Genomic DNA, 24,939 nt, shown 5'->3' on the forward strand with positions numbered 1-24,939 from the left:
AATAATCGCTCGAATATACAAATATTCAAACGATTATTGAGCAACCCAGCCGCCGTCAACGGCAAGAGCCTGCCCGGTGGTAAAGGAAGCACCGTCCGAACACAACCAAACCACCGCTTCTGCTATTTCTTCGGGAGTACCCATTCTGCCTATCGGTTCGCCTGCCACAAATTGAGCTTCGGTCTCTTTCTGTCCGCCTGTTATACGGTCTATCATAGGTGTTTTAATCACACCCGGGCAAACGGCGTTCACCCGTATACCTGCCTTTACATATTCCAATGCAGCCGTTTTGGTCAGACCCACCACACCGTGTTTCGTCGCCACATAAGCAGGAAGTCCGGGAAATCCGACCAGTCCTGCCACAGATGCGCAATTTACAATCGCACCTTTGCCTGACTGAAGCATGTGCGGTATTTCATGCTTCATACACAACCAAATACCCTTCAGATTAATGCTGATGGTTTTATCCCAGTTTTCTTCTGTGCAGTCTGTTATGCTTCCCATAGTGCCTTCTATGCCCGCATTATTGAAAGCGTAATCCAGCCTGCCATAAGTGGATATGGTTTTATCAACCATTTCTTTTACATCCCCTATTTTTGAGACATCACATTTTACAAACAGGGCATCGGCACCGTCTGCCTTAATCAAATGTATTGTTTCATCATTTTCAACATAATCTCCAATTACCACCTTAGCTCCCCTTCTTGCAAAAGCGATAGCAGTAGCCCTGCCGATTCCAAAACTACCCCCTGTAACGATAGCAACTTTGCCTTCAAATATTTTTTCCATATCGTTGAATTTTATTGATTTAATTTACATTCCGCATTTACCATATTTTCCATTCCCTTTAATAAGGCATCCGGGTTAAAGGAAATGCTGTCAATGCCTTGTTCCACCAAAAAAGCAGCAAATGATGGGTCGTCGCTCGGCGCCTGACCACACAAACCTATCTTCACCTTATTTTCTTTGGCTGCCTTAATGACATTGGCAATCATCGCTTTAACCGCCTGATTGTTTTCATCAAACAAATCACTGATGATGGCAGAGTCTCTGTCCAGCCCTAATGTCAATTGCGTTAAATCATTGGAACCTATAGAAAATCCGTCAAAAACCTGTGCAAATTCTTTGGCTAAGATGACATTACTAGGTATTTCAGCCATTACATAAATTTCCAATCCATTATCGCCGCGTTTCAATCCATTGTCTTCCATAAGCTGCACGACTTTCTTCCCTTCCTCCACTGTCCTGCAAAACGGAATCATCAGTTTTACATTCGTCAGGCCCATATCTTCTCTCACTCTTTTCATGGCGGCACATTCCAACTCAAAACCCTCTTTATACCGAATGTTGTAATACCTGGATGCACCCCTGAATCCTATCATCGGATTTTCTTCCTTGGGTTCAAATTGTAATCCGCCGAGCAGGTTAGCATATTCATTTGTTTTAAAATCGCTCATGCGGACAATGACAGCTTTCGGATAAAAAGCGGCTGCGATTGTTGCTACAGCCTGTGACAACTTATCGACGAAATACTGTTTTTTATCAGCATACCCATAAGTCAGAGCCTCTATCTCTGATTTAGCCTTTTTATCTTCCAGTACATCAAATTTCACCAGTGCCATCGGATGCACTCTAATGGAACTGTTGATGATAAATTCGAGACGCATCAATCCGACACCTTTATTCGGATAAAAAGACAATCGAAAGGCTTTATCAGGGTCGCCTAAAATCAACATGGGTGCAGTCGCCGGCATTTGAATCGTATCGAAATCAATTTCTTTTTGCGACCATTCCAACTGTCCGTCATACACTTCTCCTGTTTTTCCGGTCGCACAACTCACGGTTACCAGTTGTCCGTCTTTAATAATTTTAGTTGCATTAACCGTACCTACGACAGCAACCGCTCCCACTTCACGGGCAACGATGGCGGCATGGCTGGTCCGTCCGCCCTTGTTCGTCACGATGGCTGCCGCCTTTTTGAGAATCGGATCCCAGTCGGGATTGGTGATATCGGTAATCAACACCTCGCCCTGCTGAAGTTTATCTGCATCTTTCGGTGAAAGCAGGATACGGGCACGCCCGCTTGCAATACCGGAACCTACCGCACTGCCTTTCACCAAAACGGTACCCTTGTCTTTCAACGCATACTCGGTGATATGTCTTTGCTTCTTTAAGGAATGTACGGTCTCCGGCCTGGCCTGTACGATAAACAACTCGTTGGTTATGCCGTCTTTTGCCCATTCTATATCCATCGGGCATTTATAATGCTGTTCAATAAGGACAGCCCAACGAGCGATGGTTTGTATTTCATCATCATTCAATACCCATTGTTTTCTTTTTTCCGAAGGCGTTTCGATATTAATGATGGTTGGGCCGACGCCTTTGGAATCTGAATATACCATCGTATTCGCTTTAGCACCCATTTTTTTGGAAAGAATGGCCATTTTCCCGGATGCCAATGTGGGTTTAAACACATAAAACTCATCGGGATTCACAGCTCCCTGAACGATATTTTCTCCCAGGCCCCAGCAGCCGGTAATCGAAATGACCTGTTCAAAACCGGATTCCGGATCAATCGTAAAACAAACCCCGGCAGAAAATAAATCGGAACGAACCATTACCTGCACGCCAACGGACAAATAGACCTTCATGTGTTCAAATCCGTTATCGTGACGGTATTTGATGGCGCGGCTGTTGAAAAGAGAAGCAAAACATTGCTGTACGGCAAGGACGACATCCTCCTCTCCTTTTCTGTTTAAAAAGGAATCGTGCTGACCGGCAAAACTGGCATTGGGCAAATCTTCTGCAGTGGCGCTGCTGCGCACGGCAACATCCAGTTCACGACCGTGCTTTTCACATAAGCCGCGGTAAAAGGCAATAATATCCGAACGCAATACATCCGGCATTTTTGCCTCTGATACAAGCTGCTTACATTTTGTGCCAATTTCATTCAGATTGGAAAATGAAACCGTATCCAGATTTTGGAGTAAATCATGAAGTGCTTTTTCCAACTGATTTTCTTTTAGGAAAAAACGGAATGCATCTGCCGTTGTGGCGAATCCATCCGGGATACGGATACCCCTATCGCCCAACGTACTGAGCATTTCTCCCAGGGAGGCATTCTTACCACCAACAATTGCAATATCTTTATTATGAATTTCAGAAAAGGGAAGAATAAATGGAGCGTACACGTTGGGTAACTTTAGTTTTACTAATTTACGCAATTCTGTCCGTTATGGTATGAAGCGGATATTAATTATCAGGATTATACACTTCTATATAACTTCACCATATAAATCAAAATCAGTGACGTCGTAGATTTTCACCTTACAAAAGTCCCCAACGCGGCAATAATTCTTCTTCGCATCTACCAATACTTCGTTATCCACTTCCGGCGAGTCAAATTCGGTTCTTCCTACAAAATAGCCCCCTTCCTTTCTGTCAATTAAGACCTTAAAAACCTGACCGGCTTTAGCCTCATTTTTTTGAAAGGAAATCTCCTGCTGGATTTGCATCAGCCTTCCGGCACGTTCTTCCTTTATCTCCTGCGGGACATCGTCTTCCAAATTGTAGGCAGCTGTATCATCTTCATGTGAATACTGGAATACACCCAAACGTTCAAACTGCATTTCCTGAACGAAATCACACAAATCCTGAAATTCTTTCTCTGTCTCGCCTGGAAATCCAACCAGCATGGTGGTGCGGATGGCAATGCCCGGAATTTTTGCACGAATCTGCCGTATCAGTTCCCTGGTTTCTTTCTGTGTAATCTGTCGTTGCATGCGTTTCAGTACATATTTATTTGCATGCTGCAGCGGAATATCCAGGTATTTGCAGACCTTGTCACAATCTCGGATAGCATCCAGGACATCCAACGGGAATTTACTCGGATATGCATAGTGCAGACGAATCCACTCGATACCTTCCACCTCATTGAGTTGATACAGCAATTTCGCCAATGCACGTTCTTTATAAATATCCAGCCCGTAATAGGTCAGCTCCTGAGCAATCAGCATGATTTCCTTAACGCCTTGTCTGGCGAGATTCTTCGCTTCCGCCACTACATCATCTATCGTTTTGGAAATATGTTTGCCACGCATCAAAGGGATGGCGCAGAACGTGCAGGTCCTGTTGCAACCTTCGGATATTTTCAGATAAGCATAATGCTGTGGTGTTGTCAGGAATCGTTCACCAATCAGTTCATGCTTATAATCGGCATTTAATTTTTCCAGCAACTGAGGCAATTCCAGTGTGCCGAAATAGGCATCCACCTGCGGAATCTCCACCTCCAAGTCATCTCTATAACGCTGTGACAAACAACCCGTCACATATAATTTATCAATTTTGCCCTTTTCTTTTTGTTTGGCATAAGACAAAATCGTATTGATGGACTCTTCCTTGGCTCTGTCGATAAATCCGCAGGTATTTACTATGATGATGTTGGCATCCTTCTTTTCAGACTGATGCTCCACTTCAAAATCATTGTGTTTGAGCTGAGCCACCAATACTTCCGAATCGACCAGGTTTTTGGAGCAGCCCAGTGTAATGACGTTGTATTTATCTTTTGTATGGGATTTTGTCTTCATGAACGGCACAAAGGTAACTAGAATAAAGTAAACTGTTCGTCATCTGTACATTAATACACTTTAAATCCTATTCGGTAAAGGCATATGGCAGTTATCTCGTTCCTCCATAACCTGAGGTGCCAATTTGACACCACAAGTTATCAAACTATTCCTTTGTAAATTGAAACATAAAATCATTAAGAAAGCTGTCAATATTTCTGGTAACTGCCCTTTTTAAATTTTTAGTTTCAGTTTCGTATAGTGCAGCCAAATCATAATCCAACATAACTTTTACTCCCTAATGGTGTGGATTCTGCTATTAATGAGTTCTGATTCCATTTGTATCATTCACTATTGAGATACAATAGAGCTACAAATTCCATAATTTTTTTTAAGAAACTGAGTTGCAATTTTTCACTACAAATTTACTCAAACAAGGTCTCAATAAATGCCTGACGGTTGAACACCTGGAGTTGTTCCATTTTCTCGCCTAAGCCAATATATTTGATGGGGATCTTAAATTCATCGGCAATACTTAATACAACTCCGCCTTTAGCAGTGCCGTCTAATTTTGTTAGAGCCAAAGCCGTGACCTGAGTGGCGGCAGAAAAATGCTTTGCCTGTTCAATGGCGTTTTGACCTGTGGAAGCATCTAATACCAATAAAACCTCATGCGGAGCATCCGGTATGACCTTTGACATTACCTTTTTAATCTTGGATAATTCGTCCATCAGTCCCTGCTTATTATGCAAACGACCCGCCGTATCCAGTATGATTACATCCACTCCCTTCGCTACGCCGGATTGCACGGTATCAAAAGCCACGGCAGCCGGGTCGCTTCCCATACTTTGTTTTACAATCTGAACACCTACCCGCTCGCTCCAGATGACAAGTTGATCCACGGCAGCTGCTCTAAAGGTATCTCCTGCGCCCAGCAAAACCTCCTTGCCTGCCTTTTTCAACTGATAGGATAATTTTCCGATGGTGGTGGTTTTACCTACTCCGTTAACACCAACAACCATAATTACGTATGGTTTTTTATCCGTCGCAGGGATAAAGTCCATTAAGTCCTTTGTATTGTTTTCTGCAAGGATATTGCCTATCTCGTCTTTCAGGATTTGATTTAATTCATTCGTGTTCAAATATTTATCCTTGGACACGCGCGCTTCCAGACGATCGATGATTTTTATGGTGGTCGGTAAACCGACATCCGATGAAATCAGAATTTCCTCCAGTTCATCCAGGAAGGCTTCATCTACCGTCGATTTACCGGCAACAGCTTTGGTAATTTTGGAAAAAAATCCCTGTTTGGTTTTCTCCAAACCTTCATTCAGCTGCTTTTCTTCCGCCTGTAATTCCTCTTCCGGTTTAGAGTTGCCAAAAATTTTATCAAAAATACCCACGGTAATAGATTATTGTGATTGTTAAGTGTTATCCCTTCATTTTATAACAAGCAGACAAATATAAACAAAAAAGCCTCTCATTCAGGAGAAGCTTTGTAAATCGGCTTATAATCAGATTATAAATCTTTTAAAGTTTGCTGCAGTAAATCTTTGTGAACCACTTTCTCTCTGAAAGTATAAGCACCTGATTTTGTTGACTTAACGGCTTTAATGATTTTCACCATATTCTTGGATTCACCCACATTTTTACCTCTGTCAACTTTCGCGTTTTTGGATACTTTTGCCATGACTTATTATTTTATTTCTTTATGAACAGTTACTTTTTTCATAATCGGATTGAATTTCTTCAACTCGATTCTTTCCGGTGTATTCTTTCTGTTTTTGGTCGTGATATAACGGGAAATTCCGCCTAACCCGGAAGTCTTATGTTCAGTACATTCTAATATGACCTGAATTCTATTGCCTTTCTTCTTTGCCATTGTTTAATAATTTAGAATCCTAATTGAATTTCGCCTTTTTTCTCTAATTCTTTCAGGTATGAATAAATGCCTTTCTTGTTGATGGTGCGAATCGCGGAAGTTGACACTTTCAACTCTATCCATCTGTCTACTTCAGGGATAAAAAAAGTCTTTTTCTGTAAATTAGGATAAAATTTTCTCTTCGTCTTGATGTTAGAGTGAGAAACACTGTTACCTGTCATTGGACCTTTACCTGATAAATCACAAAACCTTGCCATATTTTTATATTTAAAGAGGTGCAAATATCGGAAATAAATCCGATAAATCAAAACACCTTGTTCACAAATGTTTATTCTTCAAGAAATGTGAACCTGAAGGGAGTCGAACCCCTAACCTTCTCATCCGTAGTGAGATGCTCTATCCAGTTAAGCTACAGGTCCAATAAATTTGGAGTGCAAAGATAATACTAAATCTGAAGATTAAAAAAGGCTGGAATTTGAAAATGATGTTATGATAATGTATGTTTTTATTAAAGCCATACATATCTGGAAATCATTCTAACTAGTTAATTATCAGGCCATCTTTCATCATCAGTTTCTTATCAGCCTTGGCTGCCAGCAAATCGTTGTGCGTCACGATGACGAAGGTTTGGTTAAACTCCTTCTTTAAATCGAAGAATAACTGATGCAGTTCCTCGCTTCTTTCTGTATCCAGGTTGCCTGTTGGTTCATCCGCAAGGATGACCAAAGGCTTATTCATCAGAGCCCTTGCAACGGAAACCCTCTGCTGCTCTCCGCCGGATAACTCGTTCGGCTTGTGCTGCATTCTGTCTTTTAACCCCAAAAAATCCAGCAAGTCTTCAGCTCTTCTTTTTGCCTCAGACTCGTTCATTTTAGCAATAAAGGCAGGAATACAGACATTTTCCAGAGCCGAAAACTCCGGCAACAGATGATGAAACTGAAACACAAACCCCAGATACTTATTCCTGAAATCAGACAATGCCGCATCTTTTAAAGCTGCAATATCCTGCCCGTTAATCGTGACGGTTCCTTTATCTGCCTTGTCTAAAGTACCGATAATATGAAGCAATGTTGATTTTCCGGCACCGGAAGGCCCTACTATACACACCAGCTCCCCTTTCACAATATCCAGCGAAACACCTTTCAAAACATGAAGCTGATCGTACGATTTATAGATATTTTGACAGGAAATCACCGGTTATTACTATCGTGATGAAGGTTCAAAGGTTACAATTGGTGCAAAACACCCATGCGCGCTGGTTGATATCGGCTTTAATCTTGGGAAGTGAAAGCTGTACCTGTTCATTGTCCAATTCTACACTCACCCTATAAATCAGATTATCATAATCTGTAGAAATAACCGTATGGTAGCCTTTTGTTTCCGCCTGCTCTTTCATTCTTCTTGCATGTGTTTCATCAAAAAAAGCACCGACCACCACATAAGCTTTAGTGGTAGTTAAGATTATCTTTTCCGAAAGAGCAATAGTGGGTGACGCCTCCTCTTTAGCAGTCGCAACGACAGCGGCATTTGCCGGTATCTGCTCTGGCAACGGAATCTGTAGCGCTTCATTTAGTGCTGTTTCCGGCTCCGTTATCTCCGGTTCACTTACCGGTGTTACAACACGTTTCTGTTCAATTACAGGAGCTAAAGACGATTGGCTTTGATATTGACTGCCTTTATGAATATTCCATCCTAAGGAAGATACCAGGAAAGTTATGGCGATAACGGCCGTCAACCAATAAGAGATATATAATTCCTTTCGGGGTTGAACGGCATCTCCCATTTTTTCGGGGTTCATGATGCGTTGATAGTTTTCCTGAATCGCCACTTCCGCATCTTTTAATCGTTGTACCGGCTGAATGGATAAGCTTTCCAATGCAAAACTATCCAACAGATAGTTTTTGGTGAGAAAAGGCTGAAACTGGATAGTTAGATTTTCATCTAAAAACAATTTTCCTATATCTTTTAAGAGCAGGCTCTTATTCTGTTCCAGTATCACAGAACATTCTTTGCTAAAAGCCATTACCCTGGCTTCCGCTTCATTGTAGGGCAATGCATAATGGCTTGCGGCGGCATTTGTCAGTAATCCGTCATTCACCACTAACATTCTGTTGAATGCTAAATCTTTATTCGGAGGATAGATTTTTTGCTCATATAAACGCAGTTCAGCCGGATGATAATTCCCGATGAAAGCCCCAAATCCGGGGATTATGACACAATTGTGAGATAATAATAACTCCTGTATTAACTCTACCATATAGGCAAAGCTACTATTTTTTTCTGTTTTTTCAGGATAAAAATGGACATCCCGGGCTTCCATCAGCTTGCTATGTATCAGAAAGCGAGTTTCACACCTCCAATAACCTGAAACTGGTATGTGGGATATTTATAAAACCGCGGCCATTTTTGGAATCCGAGATTATTGACGTCCACAAAAACCCCAATATTTTTGGTGATAAAATAATTTGCTGACAAGTTCACGTCTATCAGTCCTTTCAGCGGATGAATGGTAGTTGTTGTCAATGGAGGAAATTCATTCGTGTTGACCTGAACTCCATTCACGTTGCTTTGTCCTGAAATATCCATGTTTACGTACAACTTGTCTTTCCAGTTATAGAAGGCTGAAAATCCGTATTTAAACCTGGGTATGTAAGACAATTCTATTGCCGTGTTCTTATTATAGATAAAATAATCAAACCAGGCTTTAGCGCCAAACTGATTGCCTTTGTTGTAGGAAATGCCAACATGCGGATTCCAGGCACTCAGGCTGGCAACACTTTGTACGTCCATTGCCATATTTTCACCGGTGGAGAACAAGGTCGTATTGACAAACTGAGCGTTCATTCTCGATCGTAAATGGCTGAAACGGAAATCGTAACCAAAGCCTTTGATACTGCCCCGCAAACCGATGATGGTTCGTGTTTCATCTATCGAGTTGCTGTAATTGGCCGTAACGATGAAGGGATTTTCCAGTGACAGATTATACATGCTGTTTATCTTTATCTGTGTTTTCCACTCATTATACATGACCAGGTAATCTTTATAAATCTGCAGTTGACTGATGATTTCAGGCAACACATAAAACCTTCTGTTGGTACTGAAAATATTAGGGCCGGCGGTCAACTGCCATATTTTGAATTTAATTCTGGCATACGGGATGGCCTGAAAGGTAAAATGGTTCTGGTTGCCCAGGAAAATTGAATCATCCTTATACGACACATTGGTTAGGTTGATTTTGCCGCCAACCGTATAATTTGACTTAATCGTATAGCCGCCATCTGCATTCACATTAATGGTGAATTCTTTCGGAGCGTGAAAAACATTTCTATTTTTTACGGTATTGAAATTCAACTCCCCGCCGTAATAGTAGGCGGCATCTTCAATTCCCCTTAATTTAACGGAACCGCCGAAGCGATTGTAGTTTGTTTTCAAAGAATCTTTAGAGAATACCATATCGGAATATCCATAAAAGTTATGCTGATTCAAGCGGTAAAAGAAATCACCGCCGATGGATGCCTTCTTCTTTATAAAATACTCTCCGAATCCTTTTATCTTCAGGTCGGTATAGTTCTGGAATTTGGTCTTATTGTGTATCGTCATCATAAAATCCACGTCCAGTCCTGCCCGGTAATTATTTTGAATGGGGTTGGTAAGAATCAATTTCAACAAAGGGGTGACGGGATAGCCAAATCCGATTTTTGCATAAAAGAACTGATTTTTCTCCGGCTTTTTTCCGGCTGATTTAATCGGTTTAATTTCTTCCGGCTGGTAATCAATTTTGCCTTTACATCCGAATACAGATAGGTTTGCGCATCCGGTTTTGTTTTCACGATATTGGGAAGATTAGGCGCAAAAGGTACTTTGTTGGATAAAATCAATATGGGCTCATAGGCCTTGACGATGGAAACCTCATCCAGTTGAGGGAGCGTATCTGTATTGTTTTGGGCGTTCACGGTGCTGAATGCGAAGAGCGAAATGCAAAAAGCTGGAATTGTATATTTTGAATGCTTCATCTGTTTTTCTTTTGGGTATTCATTAATTATTTGCCGTTTTCAAACTGCATCTCCGTTCCGTTATCTTTTAATTTGAGGTTACTGCCTTCCATTTCCTTTTGCTGGATGGCTTCCAGTTTTTGTTTTGCCTCGGCCGTTACATCATCCTCCTGCGAGTAATTATCCAGCAGATTCTGCAAGGTTGCCTTTGCCTGAAGCAGTTTCTTATCTTCCAGATAAATATCGCTCAGCAAAATAAACGTCTTACCGAGATAGTATTCATACGAAGGAAATTTATCCAGATAGTCGTTGCATTCTTTCTCAGCCTGTTTGTTATTTTTCTTCAAGTAATACATCTTCGCCAACGTATATTTGGACTCTGCGGCCTGCTCATTGTTGGCATTTTTGGTTACATACTCCAGCTCTTTCTGAGACTTATCATAATCCTTTAAGCTGAACAGGCTCATCCCTTTATAGTAAGCCATCTCCGCTTTATAAAATTCCGGAAGACCTTGCAAAACGGACACTTTTACGATGTTATCCAGACATTCCTGATACTTTTTCATAAAGAAAGATGTCCTCATCAGCCCAATCTGACATTCCCGCTTATTTTCATCCAATGTCGCTATCGACTGCAACTTGCCATAGAGTTCATAGGAACGCACATAATTTCTTAAATCATAATAATTGATGTTGGCGGCACGAGCCGTAGCACGTTCCGTAAAACGGTTCTGCGACTGATTGATAACGTACTCATACCCTTTCAGCGCATTCGGGAAATCCTGCTTGGTAAATAAACATTCTGACCTGTAAAAATTGGCCTGTAAGGCAAAGAATCCTTTTGGGAATTGTGTTACATAATCTGTGAATCCCTGTAATGCCTTATCCATATTTCCTTTAAAAAACTGGTTTTCCGCCGCTAAATAAACAATGGAATCCTGTTCTGTAGCCGTCACTTTGGAACCCGGATATTTGTTTGCAAAAGTTATATATCCGGACGGATCGCCTTTGGCAATATAGATTTCCTTGATTGCCAGCATCGCCTCGTTGGAAGCCGGTGTTGCCGGATAGTTTTGCACCACTTTCTGATACCACCTTAACGATTCGTCGTAATTATCCCTATTGAAATAAATCAACCCCAGTTTCAGATAAGCTTCGGGAATCAAATCAGATTTCGGGTTTTTCTGCATCAGCGATTTATACGTCTCGATGGCATCATTGTCATTATCCAACGCCAGGTAGGTATTTCCCGTTTGCATAATGGCATCGTCCGCAAATGCCGAATTCGGGAAACGCACCACCAGCGCCTTCATACCTGCAATCTTATCTGTATATTTTCCGCCTAGTCCGTCGATAATGGATTTTTGATACAGGGCATAATCAGCACCCTGCGCATTGGCCCGGATGATCTCATCATAATACTGGGCGGAAGATTTATACTGTTTCAGCATAAAATAACCATCTGCCAGGCGAATCACCGCATCCGGATAGACCTGCTGTTTATTGGAACTGTTGATGTCATTTTTGAGTGTGGCAATCGCTTTTGAAAAATAACTGTTGGAATTGGTGTAATCCTTTTTCTTGAAATAATTATACCCCTGCAGATAATTGCCTGTTCCTTCGTTGACCTTTTCCGAATGTTCCGGTTTTACGGATGAAGCAATGGGTAAAAATTTATTCAGCCAGCCGATAGATTTATCCAACTCACCTCTCTGGTGCGCCATGTCCGCTTTCCAGTAATAACAAAGGGCTTCAATGCTTTTGCTGTTTGGATGCTTAAGGGATTTATCAAAAAATGTTTCCGCATTGTCGAACTTATAATCGTTGTAATTCTCGACAGCTCTGTAATATGCCATTTTTTGATAGGCATCCAGCAGTTTGGTGCTTTTAGCCGGTAAATTATCAATGATGCTCATCGCCTCTTCGTAGTTCCGCGTCATCAGAAACAAATCCGCCAGCAACTCATTGGCTTCAAGCAGGTATTTTGATTTCGGATAGGCCTGTATGAAATTTTTCAGCGATACAAGCGCATCATTGGTATATTCCAGTTCGTACGATAATTTGGCGTATTGGAACCAAGCCTCTTCCTGGATATTTTTATCAAAACTCATTCTCGCGGCCTGCAGGAAAGCTGTTCGAGCATCCGCTTTGTTTCCTGACTTCTCGTAGCATTGCCCCAGCAGGAACATCGCATTCTGCCCCAACGCATTTTGCAGCGGTGACAGTTCTACCAGATTGGCGATTGCCTTATCACATTTTCCTTTCTGTGCCTGCACGTACCCCAAAGCATAATAATCTTCGGGCATTACCTTTACCGCATTTTGTGTATATTTTTCTAAATAAAACAATGCTTTATCATAATCTTTCAGTTCGTAATAGGAACTTCCCAGCAAATGATGGATTTCATTCTGGTAACTTATATTTTCCTTTAACTTCGGTTCTGCATAATCCACCACCCCCTTGTAATCCTTATTGATGAATTTTACAGAGGCGATGTAATACGGAACGATTTTGCCGTATTTCTTCGATAACTCCAGTTGCTGAAAGCTTTTGTAAGCCGCGTTATAATCTTTCAGATAATAACTGGACAAGCCTGAATAATAATACCCTTCTTCATTGTATGGATGTTTTTTATCACTGGCAATCAGGTTAAAATACATGCGGGACTGGCTGAATTTTTTCAGGGCAAAATAGGCGAAGGCCCTTTTGTACTGAAATTCCGTAACATCCCTGCCTGTCAGCGCCTTTTCATCCACTTTATCAAAAAAGACAATAGCATCCGTATAATTTGCTTTTGCATAGGCTAAATCACCGAGATGAAAGTAGGCGTTGTTTGTTTTGGGATGTCCTTTAAAATTATCCGCAAAATACTGCAAATCCTTTTCCGCTTCCGGAGATGCGGTTTCCTTTTCACACAGTGCTTTCAGATAAATGGCATCCGCATAGATGAGACTGGATTTATCTAACGTTTTATTCTCATATTTCTGAATGAAATCATGGAGCAAAGGCTGGGCAACTGCATACTTCCCGAGATTAACCAACTCCTCCGCTTCTTTATAGGATTTCAGGATATCAATTTGCTTAAAGGTAGCCTGTGTATAAGACTGTACAATAAATAAAAATGAAAAAATGGAAACCGAAACTATTTTCCGCATAAAGAATATTTATTTATGAATGATAACGAATAAAATCAAAAATTATTCCAATCTAAAGTTGGAATAATTTTAAGTGCAAAAAAACGCAAGGTTATGCACTCTTGTTGAATAATTAAAAAACTTTGAATGCAGGCAGGATGACCTGGCAGTAAACTGTTACTCCTCCTTATGATGTTCAAATAAACCTTTAGTCGCCTTGGTTATTTTTCTGAAATTGTGTGAGATAAGCAGTCCTTCATCCATCTCTTCCTTTTTCAGTTCCTGTATGGAATCCAGCTCAATATTTAATGAGTGTACGGAAATCCAGATTTCACGGGCTGCCAGCAACATGGAATAGACTAAAAACAGTAAACTCAGGCCAAACAACACAAACCCTATCTTTTGTTCTTCAATATAGATAAAGATAATGGTGACCACGCTCAGAATCAGAGAGGTGATGCCTGCAAACTGCATATTCCTGATAAGCAATACCCTCGTTCTTAAATTGGAGATTTGTTTCAAGATTCCCTCATCTTTCGTTTCATCAAAACGGGTCTTTAAATTTCGAATAAGATTGGAAATGGCCACAAACCGAGTTGTATAGGCTACATACAATAAAGAAACCGTAGAAAACAGGATGGCCGGTGTGGTGAGAGTAATTTCCATAACAGCATAACACAAACAATTAAGAATTAGTTCTTAGAATAAAAGAGAGGCAATACGTACCGTTCTTACGAAGATGGTTGCAACAGATTTTCCTCACTGACGATGACTCCATCCTCATCACTGTATACGTATTGTCCGGGTTCAAAGCCGACATTGGCGAAGTTTACGGGTTCATTGACAATTCCGGGATAGCGTTTATGAGATTTAGTCGGGTTGGTATTCAACGCCTTCACGCCTATTTCCATTCCATTCACCACGGCTGAATCCCGGATACAGCCATTAATAATGACACCTTCCCATCCATTCTTGACGGCAGCAGATGCAATTAAATCCCCCAGCAAGGCACACCTCAATGAACCTCCGCCGTCTACGACCAATACTTTCCCTTTTCCATTTTCGTTGCGCAGCATTTCTCCTACCGGGGTATTGTCTTCATGACACTTTACGGTCACAATTTCTCCGTAAAATTTTTTCTTTAATCCATAAGAATGAAAAAGTGGCATGGCGACCTGCACCTTTCCTTCATGCGCATCATACAAATCGGCCGTTGAAAAACTCATATGCTTATAATTTAAGTATGAAATTACAATTTTAACACAAAAAATCCTATTTCAACAAGTAAATACTAAATTTGTCACATGAGCAAACAATGTGCCTCCCATTTAATGATGGTTCGTCCTGCAAGTTTTCAGTTTAATGCAGAAACGGCGTTATCCAATGCCTTTCAGAAAAAATTGGATTCGCTCACACCAGCTCAGATTAATCGGAAGGCCATTGAAGAATTTGACAATTATGTGGCTAAATTGAGAGCCAATCAAATGGATGTGCTGGTTATAGAAGATACGCCGGAGCCACCCAAACCGGACGCTATATTTCCAAACAACTGGATCAGTATGCACCGAAGCGGGCTGATATGTCTGTACCCGATGTGCACACCCAACCGACGATTGGAGATGCGCAAAGACATCCTCAAGATACTGAAACAAAATTTCGTGGTCAAGAATATCAAAGATATGAGTGGTTATTCCAAAGACAACTTATTTCTGGAAGGTACCGGCAGCATTATTCTTGACAAGATCAACAAAGTGGCTTATGCCTGCCTCTCACCCAGAACGGATAGTGACCTGTTCAACGTTCATTGCCATTCACTCGGGTATGAACCCGTCTCTTTTAGCAGTTATGATTCCAACAACACATTGGTTTACCACACCAATGTGATGCTTACTGTCGGAGACGGATTTGCCGTCATCTGCCTGAAAAGTATCAAAAGCTTGACGGAACGAAAATATGTAAGGGAAAAATTAAAAAATACCGGACATGAATTGATTGAAATCAGTTTTGAGCAGATGAATGCATTTGCCGGAAACATGCTTCAGGTAGAAAACAAGGACGGAAAAACATTTTTAATCCTGTCTGAAACCGCATTCCATAGTTTAAACAATCGCCAAATTTCCAAAATTGAAAAATACACCACGATTTTACCCGTTTCCATACCAACCATTGAAACCATCGGAGGCGGCAGTGCCAGGTGTATGATTGCCGAAATCTTTCTGAGCGAAAAATAATTATACTGACTTTGAATTAATAAACAAACCTGAATGCGCCTTCTTCTTTTCTCTGTTATTGCATGGACAATTATTGAAACTCATTGTTTCGCTCAGTCAGCAGCCGGTACCCCGACAATTGCTATTTCGGTAAAGAAAGACAGTATCCTACCCATAGACGCTGATACATTGGAACATACCATATCTGCTACATCAATTGGGCATGATAAAACAACGCTGCTAAAAAGATTCCCTCCCTACCGTGATTCCTTTACAGAAAAAATGGTGCTTCGCAACCAGAATGCGTCTTTTGGACAAAAATTCCTCAGGAGCAGCGGGATGGTTTTCGGAATACAGGTGACCACGTTCTGCCTCCTGCTTGCACTGCCTGAACGCTTCAGTAACTGGGAAAAAAATGGTTTGAAGGAATACCGGCAAAATTTCAGGGATGCCCTTACCAAACCTCCGGTAATAGATAATGACAGCTGGGTAATCAATTATATAGGCCATCCTTATCAGGGCTCCTATTATTATAACTCCACCCGTTCACAAGGTGCCAAAGTTTGGCAGGCAGCATTGGTATGCATCGGACATTCCCTGCTTTGGGAATATACCATAGAGGCAGGCTTTGAGCGTCCCAGCGTACAGGATATGATTGTTACGCCAGCAGCCGGTATTTTACTGGGAGAATTGTTTCATTTTGCAGCTGTTAGAATGAGTAAGAATGGGTTTAAATGGTATGAAGCGGCTTTTGTCAGCATCTTCAATCCGATGTATGCCATCAATAACGGTTTCAGATTTGCAAAAAAATAATTTGCACATATTCATTCCTTTGTGTATATTTGCTATACATAAAACCCGCGCCATCACCTACTTACTTTTTTTAAGATGAGTTTTGCACGGTTTTTATGTAAAAACCCATACTATACCAACTTATAGTAAATGAGAGAAACGTACACCCTGATCCTTGCTCCTGTGGCAAAAATTTTTCGCATAATCTATTCTGTGATTTATGACATGTGCCTATTTGGGCGCCCAATATTAATGGGATTTGCAGCCCTTATAATACATCAACATGCATCTGCTCAATGTATGACTTATAGCATACCCATAACCCAACGCATTGAAAACAGCCGGTATATCGTAAAAGGAAAAGTATACAAACAAATGACCTATAAGGATTCTAAAGGGAATATTTACACCCTGAATGTATTGGATGTTTCTAGGATGCTGAAGGGCAATACCTCTGTCCATGAAATTGGCATCATTACGTTAGGCGGAGAGTTCGGTCATGAAATGCAGTTATCCTATCCATCTCTGCAGTTAAATACCGAAAAAGAATATCTCTTTTTTGTAGAAGACGATAACCATACCATTGACCATAAAGAAATCAGGTCACTCTACCCCTCCATGATACAATCGAACGTGTATGCAGAATCACAGGGGGCCTTACCTTATGAAAATGGTTATTATCAGGATGCCGCGGGGAAACATGAGTATATTGAAGAAAAATCCCTTTTTGATTTAATTCAAAAATCAGATACCGGGAATATAGTGACTACAACAATACAGCCGGTCAGAAGATTGGGTCAAAATAGCTCTATAGCCAATGCCGCCGTTATCACTTCCGTTTCACCGAACGTCACTAAAGCAGGTACCGTTGCCGCAGGAGATTATATCACCATCACAGGATCAGGATTTGGAGCAACGCAAGGCGCCAATCATGTCAGTTTCCTGAATGCAGATGACGGTGGTGCCAGCTGGATTAATCCTATCGCTTCGGATTATCTTTCCTGGTCAGACGGCAGCATTACGGTAAAAGTACCCGAACGTGCAGGCAGCGGGAATATTAATGTTGCCGGTTCACTGTCTGCTTCACCTATTTCTGTCGGGTATGCTCATTCTGCCATCAGTTCTACTTTCAGCGGATTTGGTTCCAGTACAAGGCAGCGATACTACCTGCGTGATAAAAATGGCAGTGGCGGTTATACGTTTTCACTGAATTCCACTTCCGGATTTTCCGCCAATGCAACAGCAGTCAATACATTACAGGATGCTATGGATACCTGGACATGTAACACATCCATTAACTGGATTCTTGGTTCTAGCACCACCACCGGATTTGGTAATGACGGCGAAAATGTCGTATTATTTGACAATACACTGCCTGCAGGCGTTCTGGGAAGATTGACCAGCAGATTTTCAGCGAGTTCGACTGGTGCCTGCAATACCACCAATACCGTCTGGTGGGTCAATGAACTGGATTTACAAGTCAGGCCGGACCCTCCTACCGCAGGAACATCATGGGAATACGGTCCCAGCTCACCAATTTCCACAGAATATGACATGGAAACGCTTTTGCTGCATGAACTGGGACACGCTCACGGGCTGGGGCATCGAATTGCACCGGGACAGACGATGCATTACGCCATGAGCAACGGGTCATCTGCCCGAAGTTTGGACACCAACGAAATCAGGGCCGGTCAGGAAAAAATAGCCTATTCCATCGCATCTACCTGTTTTGACCCTTCAGGATCAGGCGGACCTATGGTTGCGTATAGCTGCTCATTTTTACTGCCTGTAGAACTGATTGTTTTTGAAGGGGAAAAAGTAAACTCAACCGTACTGCTTCACTGGGCAACGGCCAGCGAGCAAAATAACCAGCAGTTCATTATTGAAAGAAGCAAAGATGCCATTCATTTTGAACCTATAGGAACGATTGCCGGTGCAGGCAACTCAAACAGGATACTAAACTACACCTTTACCGACAATCAGACACTTGAAGGCATTTGCTATTACAGGCTCAGACAAAGGGACTTTGACGGTAAAATTTCCTATTCAAACATTATACGGATAATATTTGAACCGGAGCAAAATTTCATTATGCAAATCAACCCGAATCCGGCGTTTGAAAATATCAATCTGTTGTTCAATTCTGCCAACAGGGAAGAAGGTTCTATCCATATATATGAGATAAGCGGAAAGCGTGTATTTTCAGAACAGTTTTCTTTTCAGGAAGGAATCAACAGAAGAGAAATAGATATCAGTAGTTTTGCAAAGGGTGTATATTTCATCGAAATTAACACCGGAGTAAAAAGTTACAGGAACAAGCTGGTAAAATACTAATCTTATTATTTAAAATTCTTCCACATCATGCTCTCCATAGGTTTGGGTGTTCGTTGGTTATATTTTGCGGATGATTTTTTGTTGTAGGCATTTTCAATTTCCCCCTGAACGACAAAATAGATGAGCTGCCCAACGGGCATGCCTGCATAAATCCGAACAGGCTGAATACAGGAAATTTCCAAGGTCCAGTGGTTGCAAAATCCGACATCTCCTTTACCGGCAGTCGCGTGAATATCAATCCCCAGCCTGCCCATAGAGGATTTGCCTTCCAGAAAAGGGACATGAGCATGGGTTTCCGTATATTCCTCGGTGGAACCAAGATACAAGACACCCGGTTCCAGGACGTAACCGTCTTCCGGTATCTCAAAATGATGTATGGTATTGTGTTTCCGAGCATCCAGCAGCTGAGTGTTGTAAGTGGCCAGGAATCTGCTCAAATGAACGTCATACGAATTGGTACCCAGACACTCCGGGCGGTAAGGTTCAATCAGGATAGTGCCTTTTTGAATTTCCAGTAAAATCTCTTTGTCGGATAAAATCATGGAGCAAAAATACAAACGAAATAATGAAACATTGAAATAATCTTAAAACCGGACGGACTATTTAGAGGCACCCTCCTGTTCACTCATTATTTGATTAAACCAAATGATTCTCGACCAGCTTATAACCCTGACCGTGTATATTCAGGATTTGCAGGCGCTCATCATCTTTCAAATATTTTCTGATTTTAGAAATAAAGACATCCATACTGCGGGCTGTGAAATAGCTGTCATCCTGCCATACATGTTTCAGCGCCAGTTCTCGTTCCAGTATCTGATTTTTCTTTTCAAAGAACAGGCGTAATAACTCATTCTCCTTGGTCGTCAGTTTGACCTCATTGCCTTTCACAAACAACTTATGGTTCTTGTAATCCAATTTGCAATCCCCTGCAAAGTATTCGTCCTGAGCCGTCTGAACTTCATGTTTTTCTGTCCTGCGCAGAATCGCGTTCATCTTCAACTCCAGGATTTCCATACTGAAAGGTTTCGTGATATAATCATCCGCTCCAAGTGTGAGCCCCTTAATCTTATCTTCCTTCAAAGATTTAGCCGTCAGGAAAATGATAGGAATATCTTTGTCATCTCGCCTGATTTCTTCCGCCACGGAAAATCCATCCTTCTTAGGCATCATAACATCGAGCAGTATAATGTCGTATGAATTTTTCCGATAAGCAAATAAACCTTCCACACCATCTCGTTTCAATTCTACCTCAAAGTTTTTATGTTTTAAGTATTCCTGCAGCAACATGCCTAAGTTCGGGTCATCTTCTACAAGTAAAACTTTCTTTTTAATGGTTGTATTCATAATAGTGATTTTTTGGGTGAATATTTTTACGATTTTATGTCAAATGGTAACTGAATAATGAATTTTGATCCTTCCTTAAACCTGCTTTCTACTTTTATTTTTCCCTGGTGTTTTTCAACAATCGACTTCACATAACTCAACCCCAGCCCAAACCCCTTGGTATCGTGGACATTTCCTCTGGAAACACGGTAGAATTTATCAAACACCTTCTGCTGATCCTCTCTGGAAAGTCCGACCCCATTATCTATAACTTCAATTTGTATGCCTGACGTATAGTTAAAAGTGTTAATTTTTATTAACGGCTTTTTATCATTGTACTTTATAGCATTGTCAATCAGGTTGTTAATGACACTTGTAAAGTGCATTTCGTCAATTTTGGTGATGGGCTGTTCCGCCTTTAGGTTCAGTTCAATCCTGCCCTCCAAATCTTCCAGAATAAGATTGAATCTTGCAGCAGTGGCGGTAATAATAGCGTGAATATCCCTGTCTTCGAGGTTCAGCTGCAGCTCCCCTTTTTCCAATCGGGCCAGTTGTAATACCTGTTCAACATGATTGTACAAACGCTTATTCTCATCAAAGATGATTCCCGCATATTTTGCCCGGTTGTCCTCCGAAGAAGAGATGGAATTATCTTTCAGCATTTCGCTGGCGATGGAAATGGTGGCTATCGGCGTCTTCAGTTCATGGGTCATATTGTTGATAAAATCTGTCTTCATATCCGACAATTTCTTTTGCTTGAAAATTATCTGGAACAGCAGTATAAAGGAACCCACTACCATTAAAAAGAAAAAGGAAGAAGACAAAATCATCGGCGACATGGATGCATATAAATATTTCTTTCTGTCCGGCAGCATCAGTTTCAATGTCTTACATTCATTGATCATACTTCTTCTGAACAAGTCAATGGAATAAGGGGTCTTGTATAGTTCCAGTAAAGGAGCGTTTTTAGAAAGCAACACAAAATTATTGGGTGCATATTCTGTAATACCGTAATGTGCTCTCGTTTTTATACCATGTGCCCTCAGTGCTTCGTCTATTATCTGTTTCAACCTGGAGGTATCAAGTAATTCAGTTACGGGCTGCAGGCTCGTCATTTGCTGCATCATAAACTCCTGCAGATTGTCTATTTCCAATGACAAATCAGCGGCGGCATTGCTTTCCGGTGACGGAAGCAGCGGATTGGTGTGGCTATGCTCATATTCACCATTCGTCAGTGGCGGACTCAGACGTTTAGGAGTATCAAATTCAGTATTCTCATCCTCATCACTTGACATTTCGATGATAATTCCGCCATTTTCATCCAGGTGAATCTTTCTGGACTGAATCATTTTATTTACAATTGGCTGATAGGCCAAATCCTCAATTTTGGCGGACATATCAATCATCGCATCGTAAACCGCTTTGTCAAATTCCTGTTCACGCGATTTTATAGCTCCCTTCAGCCAAAATAGTTGTACCACTCCGATTCCGAATAACCCTAGGAATAAAAGGATGGCAATGAAAAGCAGCAGATTTTTATTCACATTTCAAAATTACACCCCGGCATACTTGCAAAATGTTAACAATTCTTAATGTATTGATTCCTATCAGTTTAAAATTGAAAATCAAGTAATTACATAATTTATAAAAACGAACTTTATCTTTACGGAGCGCTCAAAAACGGGCATACGGCAACAAATGAAAAAAGCTATCCTTTCCGTATCCATTTTAATGGTAATAAAAATGAATGCCTGCAGCCAGCAAGATCTACCGGTAGCGGGAAAGGTAAACGATCAGATACGCATTACAAGTGATTCCACTTTATCTTTTGCCTTTTATCCACCACTAGATACCGTTCAACCAACTAAAGTGGCATTTATTTTTTTTGATCCGAGCGGGAATGGAGCCTTACCGGTTCATTTGTATAAGAAACTGGCAGATAAATATAATATCGCTTTAATTGGAAACAACAACTCCTCCAATACGAATGATTTCAATTCCATAAGCGCTCATTTTGCGGCACTTTTGGGTGAATTAAAAACCATCTATCATTTATCAGAAAAAAATATCGCTTTGTGGGGGTTTTCGGGAGGTGCAAAAGCGGCACTAAAAAACATTGGCCTGAACAACCAGATTAATTACTGCATCTACGGAGGTTCGGTCATGGATATTGAAAACAACCGCTGCGAATTACTGGGATTTAACGGAAAGCAGGATATGAATTATACCGATCTGCTTTGGTTTGCCAACGAACAACAGAAAAACCTTCGGCATTATCAGATTCAGTTTACAGGGAAACACACCTGGCCGGATACCATTACGGCAGAAAATGCATTTCGTTGGCTGCTCTTAAAAAAGATGCAGCGGAAGGAACTGGATAAAGACTCTAAATTAATATCCGGCACAAAATCGGCATTTAAGAAAGAAATTAAAAAGAAATTAATCGCCACACACTATTTAGATGCGGTGAATGCCTGCAATAAGGCCATCTTCTTTCTGCAACAACTGACAGATGTCAGCCAATTTGAAACCCAAAAGGCATACATTCTGAACATGCCGCAATTTACCGCCGAATACAAAGCTTTTGAAACGTCCATACTCAAAGAAACAACACTAAAAAAGGAATACCTGCAAAACCTGTTCAGTAAAGACACGACTTACTGGAATAAGACAATCACTGAATTATTTGCGTCTTCAAAATCAGATAACTCAGGCGTTTACAACCGGTTGCTGGGATTTCTATCACTGGCCGGTTATACCTATGCCAGCCGGTTGTTTCAGGTGAATGATATCAAGGCTTTAGAACAGATATTGTGCATCTACCATCATTCCGACCCAAGCAATCCGGAGCAGGCTTATATGAGCGCAAAATTGTGGCTGCTGAAAAACGAACCTGAAAAAGCTAAAGAGATGCTGAAGGAATCCATACAATTAGGGATGGATAACAGCAGGATCCAATCCGATGAAATCTTTAAACTTTTGAGATAAAAACTATCCTTGTATGATAGTTTTAGCTTCAGCGAGCTTTTTATCTATCTGTCCGGTCCAGAAATGGAAGTACATAATAAAATCTGACGCAAGGCTGAACAACGGATACTGGAAGGTGGCTGGTTTATTTTTCTCAAATATAAAATGTCCCATCCATGCGAAACCATATCCGAAAACAGGCAGCAGAAAAAACATCCACCATTTATGTGTCAGGACTGCGGCAATGATGATAACAAACAAACCTGTTGTACCGATGTAGTGAAACATACGGCAGGTCGGATCGCTGTGTTCCGTCAGATAGTAGGGATAAAAATCTTTAAGTGTCTGATATTTTCTTTCCATAAATTCGGTTTAAACGGTATGACCGAATAAAAATAATCATAATTTAGATATAATACACCCTTTTCGACTGCGGGATATACACTTTTTATCTTTGCAGCATGCAATTACGCAGCAAAGCATATGCTCAAATGCATGCCGCCACCTTTTTGTGGGGGATTACGGCTATACTCGGGAAGTTGATTAGCATCCGCGAATTTCCCCTAGTGTGGTACCGTATGTTTTTCATCAGCATCGTATTGTTTTTCATTCCAGGTTTAATATCCAAACTTAAAGCATTATCGAATAAGGAGATCCGTATTCTTTCAGGGATTGGCGTCATGATTGCGCTGCATTGGGTGGCATGGTATGGTTCTATTAAGTTTGCAAACGCCTCGGTAGCCGTAAGCTGTATCGCGCTTGTATCCTTATTCGTGGCATTACTGGAACCCCTGATTAATCGCACCCCGTTTATTAAATCCAATATTATCCTGGGGTTAGTCGTTATTCCGGGAATTCTGTTAATCAACGAATCACTGGACTTGAATTTTAAATTCGGATTTTTTCTGGGCATACTGGCAGCGTTGTTTGCGGCTGTTTTTACGATTCTGAATAAGCGGTTTACGCAGGCATTGGACCCCAACCTCATTACCTTTACACAGATGCTGAGCGGTTGGATATTCCTGACCCTGTGCCTGCCTTTGTATATCCTGGAAAACCCGGGTAGTTTTCATTTACCCGGTTGGAATGATTTTATACTGCTGCTTATATTATCTATCTTTTGCACCATTATTCCTTACAATCTTTTTTTAAGGGCGCTGAAAGCAAGCAATGCATTCACCACTTCCCTGATTAATAATCTGGAGCCGGTATATGGCATTCTGCTGGCGGTGATCTTCCTTCAGGAGAACAAACAGTTAAATCCTAAATTCTATTTCGGAACCGGAATTATTTTATCTGCAGTCTTTATTCATGCCTTTCTTAGCAACCCGAAGAAAACAACCATCATTTGAACACCGTTCCTTTCCTTGTCATCCAAGGGTGAATTTCATATGCCAGCCTACCGGACGTTATAGCAGGATCCGTTTGCAACACTTTCTCCACTTCAGTTGCATCCTTTAGATCAAAGATGAATATTCCGCGCCATAAGCCATCATCCAAAAACGGCCCGGAAACCAACAGCTTTCCCTCTTCTGACAGCCTGCCTATATTTTCCAGATGGCCTTTCTGGATCTGTTCCGCTGTGGAAGAATCCTGTGTCCTGTTTTTGCCCTTCGTCAGCATAACAAAGTAATACTGCTTCATTGCTGTATTTTCCCTTTTATCTTTTTCTTTCTTTCCGAAAGCAAATGACACAATAATACTTGCAATGGAAAAGGTGATTATTTTTTTCATGGTTTG

The 24,939-nt window shown here is 41.1% G+C and carries 24 protein-coding genes, 1 tRNA gene and 1 pseudogene; 5 read left to right on the top strand and 21 right to left on the bottom strand.

What is annotated here, in order from left to right; genetic code table 11:
* Positions 1 to 33 precede the first annotated feature (33 nt).
* The 16 genes and pseudogenes from IPM95_02930 to rraA all read right to left on the bottom strand — a co-directional run bounded on the left by IPM95_02930 (position 34) and on the right by rraA (position 14,799).
* Positions 34 to 789: an SDR family oxidoreductase gene (locus tag IPM95_02930; protein ID MBK9328272.1), complete on the bottom strand. Its 756-nt coding sequence runs from the start codon at positions 787 to 789 to the stop codon at positions 34 to 36.
* An 11-nt stretch (positions 790 to 800) separates the two neighbouring features.
* On the bottom strand, positions 801 to 3,191 hold the full coding sequence (gene ppsA / locus IPM95_02935) for a phosphoenolpyruvate synthase (protein MBK9328273.1): 2,391 nt from the start codon (positions 3,189 to 3,191) through the stop codon (positions 801 to 803).
* 84 nt (positions 3,192 to 3,275) lie between these two features.
* Complete coding sequence (gene rimO, locus IPM95_02940) at positions 3,276 to 4,586, bottom strand: 30S ribosomal protein S12 methylthiotransferase RimO (protein MBK9328274.1); 1,311 nt, start codon at positions 4,584 to 4,586, stop codon at positions 3,276 to 3,278.
* A gap of 145 nt (positions 4,587 to 4,731) precedes the next feature.
* Positions 4,732 to 4,904 (bottom strand): annotated as a pseudogene (locus tag IPM95_02945) (ORF6N domain-containing protein).
* 86 nt (positions 4,905 to 4,990) lie between these two features.
* A complete protein-coding gene (ftsY, locus tag IPM95_02950; GenBank protein ID MBK9328275.1) occupies positions 4,991 to 5,968 on the bottom strand; it encodes a signal recognition particle-docking protein FtsY in 978 nt (325 codons plus the stop codon).
* Between the two features lie 116 nt (positions 5,969 to 6,084).
* Positions 6,085 to 6,255 (bottom strand): DUF4295 family protein, encoded by a 171-nt coding sequence (locus IPM95_02955; GenBank protein MBK9328276.1) that lies wholly within the window; start codon positions 6,253 to 6,255, stop codon positions 6,085 to 6,087.
* Between the two features lie 6 nt (positions 6,256 to 6,261).
* Positions 6,262 to 6,447: a 50S ribosomal protein L33 gene (gene rpmG / locus IPM95_02960; protein ID MBK9328277.1), complete on the bottom strand. Its 186-nt coding sequence runs from the start codon at positions 6,445 to 6,447 to the stop codon at positions 6,262 to 6,264.
* A gap of 11 nt (positions 6,448 to 6,458) precedes the next feature.
* Positions 6,459 to 6,704, bottom strand: coding sequence for a 50S ribosomal protein L28 (gene rpmB, locus IPM95_02965; protein MBK9328278.1), 246 nt, complete (start codon positions 6,702 to 6,704; stop codon positions 6,459 to 6,461).
* 88 nt (positions 6,705 to 6,792) lie between these two features.
* Positions 6,793 to 6,866, bottom strand: a tRNA-Arg gene (locus IPM95_02970).
* A 121-nt stretch (positions 6,867 to 6,987) separates the two neighbouring features.
* Positions 6,988 to 7,641 carry an ABC transporter ATP-binding protein gene (locus tag IPM95_02975; GenBank protein MBK9328279.1) on the bottom strand — a complete coding sequence of 218 codons (654 nt, stop codon included), beginning with the start codon at positions 7,639 to 7,641 and terminating at the stop codon, positions 6,988 to 6,990.
* A 25-nt stretch (positions 7,642 to 7,666) separates the two neighbouring features.
* Positions 7,667 to 8,767, bottom strand: coding sequence for a hypothetical protein (locus tag IPM95_02980; GenBank protein MBK9328280.1), 1,101 nt, complete (start codon positions 8,765 to 8,767; stop codon positions 7,667 to 7,669).
* A gap of 14 nt (positions 8,768 to 8,781) precedes the next feature.
* Positions 8,782 to 10,113, bottom strand: coding sequence for a hypothetical protein (locus tag IPM95_02985; protein MBK9328281.1), 1,332 nt, complete (start codon positions 10,111 to 10,113; stop codon positions 8,782 to 8,784).
* Entirely contained in the window at positions 10,110 to 10,460 is a 351-nt protein-coding gene (locus tag IPM95_02990) for a hypothetical protein (GenBank protein MBK9328282.1), read from the bottom strand. Before IPM95_02990 ends, IPM95_02985 begins: the two co-directional genes overlap by 4 nt.
* Positions 10,461 to 10,486: 26 nt before the next feature.
* Positions 10,487 to 13,594 (bottom strand): tetratricopeptide repeat protein, encoded by a 3,108-nt coding sequence (locus tag IPM95_02995; GenBank protein MBK9328283.1) that lies wholly within the window; start codon positions 13,592 to 13,594, stop codon positions 10,487 to 10,489.
* Between the two features lie 156 nt (positions 13,595 to 13,750).
* Positions 13,751 to 14,239, bottom strand: coding sequence for a DUF2721 domain-containing protein (locus tag IPM95_03000; protein ID MBK9328284.1), 489 nt, complete (start codon positions 14,237 to 14,239; stop codon positions 13,751 to 13,753).
* Positions 14,240 to 14,304: 65 nt separating this feature from the next.
* Entirely contained in the window at positions 14,305 to 14,799 is a 495-nt protein-coding gene (gene rraA / locus IPM95_03005; GenBank protein MBK9328285.1) for a ribonuclease E activity regulator RraA, read from the bottom strand.
* Positions 14,800 to 14,877: 78 nt separating this feature from the next.
* Between rraA and IPM95_03010 the strand changes: the two genes are divergently transcribed.
* The 3 genes from IPM95_03010 to IPM95_03020 all read left to right on the top strand — a co-directional run bounded on the left by IPM95_03010 (position 14,878) and on the right by IPM95_03020 (position 18,909).
* Positions 14,878 to 15,804 carry an amidinotransferase gene (locus IPM95_03010; GenBank protein MBK9328286.1) on the top strand — a complete coding sequence of 309 codons (927 nt, stop codon included), beginning with the start codon at positions 14,878 to 14,880 and terminating at the stop codon, positions 15,802 to 15,804.
* Between the two features lie 33 nt (positions 15,805 to 15,837).
* Positions 15,838 to 16,596 carry a DUF3943 domain-containing protein gene (locus tag IPM95_03015; GenBank protein MBK9328287.1) on the top strand — a complete coding sequence of 253 codons (759 nt, stop codon included), beginning with the start codon at positions 15,838 to 15,840 and terminating at the stop codon, positions 16,594 to 16,596.
* A gap of 279 nt (positions 16,597 to 16,875) precedes the next feature.
* Positions 16,876 to 18,909 (top strand): T9SS type A sorting domain-containing protein, encoded by a 2,034-nt coding sequence (locus IPM95_03020; protein ID MBK9328288.1) that lies wholly within the window; start codon positions 16,876 to 16,878, stop codon positions 18,907 to 18,909.
* Positions 18,910 to 18,914: 5 nt separating this feature from the next.
* On the opposite strand, the gene IPM95_03025 is transcribed toward IPM95_03020, so the two are convergent.
* The 3 genes from IPM95_03025 to IPM95_03035 form a co-directional block, all read right to left on the bottom strand.
* Positions 18,915 to 19,451 carry a dCTP deaminase gene (locus IPM95_03025; protein MBK9328289.1) on the bottom strand — a complete coding sequence of 179 codons (537 nt, stop codon included), beginning with the start codon at positions 19,449 to 19,451 and terminating at the stop codon, positions 18,915 to 18,917.
* Positions 19,452 to 19,545: 94 nt separating this feature from the next.
* On the bottom strand, positions 19,546 to 20,253 hold the full coding sequence (locus tag IPM95_03030) for a response regulator transcription factor (protein ID MBK9328290.1): 708 nt from the start codon (positions 20,251 to 20,253) through the stop codon (positions 19,546 to 19,548).
* A 26-nt stretch (positions 20,254 to 20,279) separates the two neighbouring features.
* Positions 20,280 to 21,776 carry a HAMP domain-containing histidine kinase gene (locus IPM95_03035; GenBank protein ID MBK9328291.1) on the bottom strand — a complete coding sequence of 499 codons (1,497 nt, stop codon included), beginning with the start codon at positions 21,774 to 21,776 and terminating at the stop codon, positions 20,280 to 20,282.
* A 154-nt stretch (positions 21,777 to 21,930) separates the two neighbouring features.
* Between IPM95_03035 and IPM95_03040 the strand changes: the two genes are divergently transcribed.
* Positions 21,931 to 23,220, top strand: coding sequence for a hypothetical protein (locus tag IPM95_03040; protein ID MBK9328292.1), 1,290 nt, complete (start codon positions 21,931 to 21,933; stop codon positions 23,218 to 23,220).
* 3 nt (positions 23,221 to 23,223) lie between these two features.
* Here the strand turns inward: IPM95_03040 and IPM95_03045 are convergent, their stop codons facing one another.
* On the bottom strand, positions 23,224 to 23,562 hold the full coding sequence (locus IPM95_03045) for a DUF962 domain-containing protein (GenBank protein ID MBK9328293.1): 339 nt from the start codon (positions 23,560 to 23,562) through the stop codon (positions 23,224 to 23,226).
* A 98-nt stretch (positions 23,563 to 23,660) separates the two neighbouring features.
* Here IPM95_03045 and IPM95_03050 point away from each other — a divergent pair, with 98 nt between their 5' ends.
* On the top strand, positions 23,661 to 24,551 hold the full coding sequence (locus IPM95_03050; protein ID MBK9328294.1) for a DMT family transporter: 891 nt from the start codon (positions 23,661 to 23,663) through the stop codon (positions 24,549 to 24,551).
* Here IPM95_03050 and IPM95_03055 read toward each other — a convergent pair.
* Positions 24,544 to 24,933 carry a hypothetical protein gene (locus IPM95_03055; GenBank protein MBK9328295.1) on the bottom strand — a complete coding sequence of 130 codons (390 nt, stop codon included), beginning with the start codon at positions 24,931 to 24,933 and terminating at the stop codon, positions 24,544 to 24,546. The two genes, IPM95_03050 and IPM95_03055, sit on opposite strands and share 8 nt — an antisense overlap.
* Between the last annotated feature and the right edge of the window lie 6 nt (positions 24,934 to 24,939).

Source organism: Sphingobacteriales bacterium (genome assembly GCA_016719635.1).
In the GTDB taxonomy this organism is placed as follows: Bacteria; Bacteroidota; Bacteroidia; order Chitinophagales; family JADIYW01; genus JADJSS01.

Excerpts from the sequence above, each read along its gene's own strand:
- IPM95_02930 (MBK9328272.1), bottom strand. The coding sequence starts at position 789 with ATGGAAAAAATATTTGAAGGCAAAGTTGCTATCGTTACAGGGGGTAGT.
- rimO (MBK9328274.1), bottom strand. The coding sequence starts at position 4,586 with ATGAAGACAAAATCCCATACAAAAGATAAATACAACGTCATTACACTG.
- IPM95_02955 (MBK9328276.1), bottom strand. The coding sequence starts at position 6,255 with ATGGCAAAAGTATCCAAAAACGCGAAAGTTGACAGAGGTAAAAATGTG.
- rpmG (MBK9328277.1), bottom strand. The coding sequence starts at position 6,447 with ATGGCAAAGAAGAAAGGCAATAGAATTCAGGTCATATTAGAATGTACT.
- rpmB (MBK9328278.1), bottom strand. The coding sequence starts at position 6,704 with ATGGCAAGGTTTTGTGATTTATCAGGTAAAGGTCCAATGACAGGTAAC.
- IPM95_02980 (MBK9328280.1), bottom strand. The coding sequence starts at position 8,767 with ATGGAAGCCCGGGATGTCCATTTTTATCCTGAAAAAACAGAAAAAAAT.
- IPM95_02990 (MBK9328282.1), bottom strand. The coding sequence starts at position 10,460 with ATGAAGCATTCAAAATATACAATTCCAGCTTTTTGCATTTCGCTCTTC.
- IPM95_02995 (MBK9328283.1), bottom strand. The coding sequence starts at position 13,594 with ATGCGGAAAATAGTTTCGGTTTCCATTTTTTCATTTTTATTTATTGTA.
- IPM95_03000 (MBK9328284.1), bottom strand. The coding sequence starts at position 14,239 with ATGGAAATTACTCTCACCACACCGGCCATCCTGTTTTCTACGGTTTCT.
- rraA (MBK9328285.1), bottom strand. The coding sequence starts at position 14,799 with ATGAGTTTTTCAACGGCCGATTTGTATGATGCGCATGAAGGAAAGGTG.
- IPM95_03010 (MBK9328286.1), top strand. The coding sequence starts at position 14,878 with ATGAGCAAACAATGTGCCTCCCATTTAATGATGGTTCGTCCTGCAAGT.
- IPM95_03015 (MBK9328287.1), top strand. The coding sequence starts at position 15,838 with ATGCGCCTTCTTCTTTTCTCTGTTATTGCATGGACAATTATTGAAACT.
- IPM95_03020 (MBK9328288.1), top strand. The coding sequence starts at position 16,876 with ATGACTTATAGCATACCCATAACCCAACGCATTGAAAACAGCCGGTAT.
- IPM95_03025 (MBK9328289.1), bottom strand. The coding sequence starts at position 19,451 with ATGATTTTATCCGACAAAGAGATTTTACTGGAAATTCAAAAAGGCACT.
- IPM95_03030 (MBK9328290.1), bottom strand. The coding sequence starts at position 20,253 with ATGAATACAACCATTAAAAAGAAAGTTTTACTTGTAGAAGATGACCCG.
- IPM95_03040 (MBK9328292.1), top strand. The coding sequence starts at position 21,931 with ATGAAAAAAGCTATCCTTTCCGTATCCATTTTAATGGTAATAAAAATG.
- IPM95_03045 (MBK9328293.1), bottom strand. The coding sequence starts at position 23,562 with ATGGAAAGAAAATATCAGACACTTAAAGATTTTTATCCCTACTATCTG.
- IPM95_03050 (MBK9328294.1), top strand. The coding sequence starts at position 23,661 with ATGCAATTACGCAGCAAAGCATATGCTCAAATGCATGCCGCCACCTTT.
- IPM95_03055 (MBK9328295.1), bottom strand. The coding sequence starts at position 24,933 with ATGAAAAAAATAATCACCTTTTCCATTGCAAGTATTATTGTGTCATTT.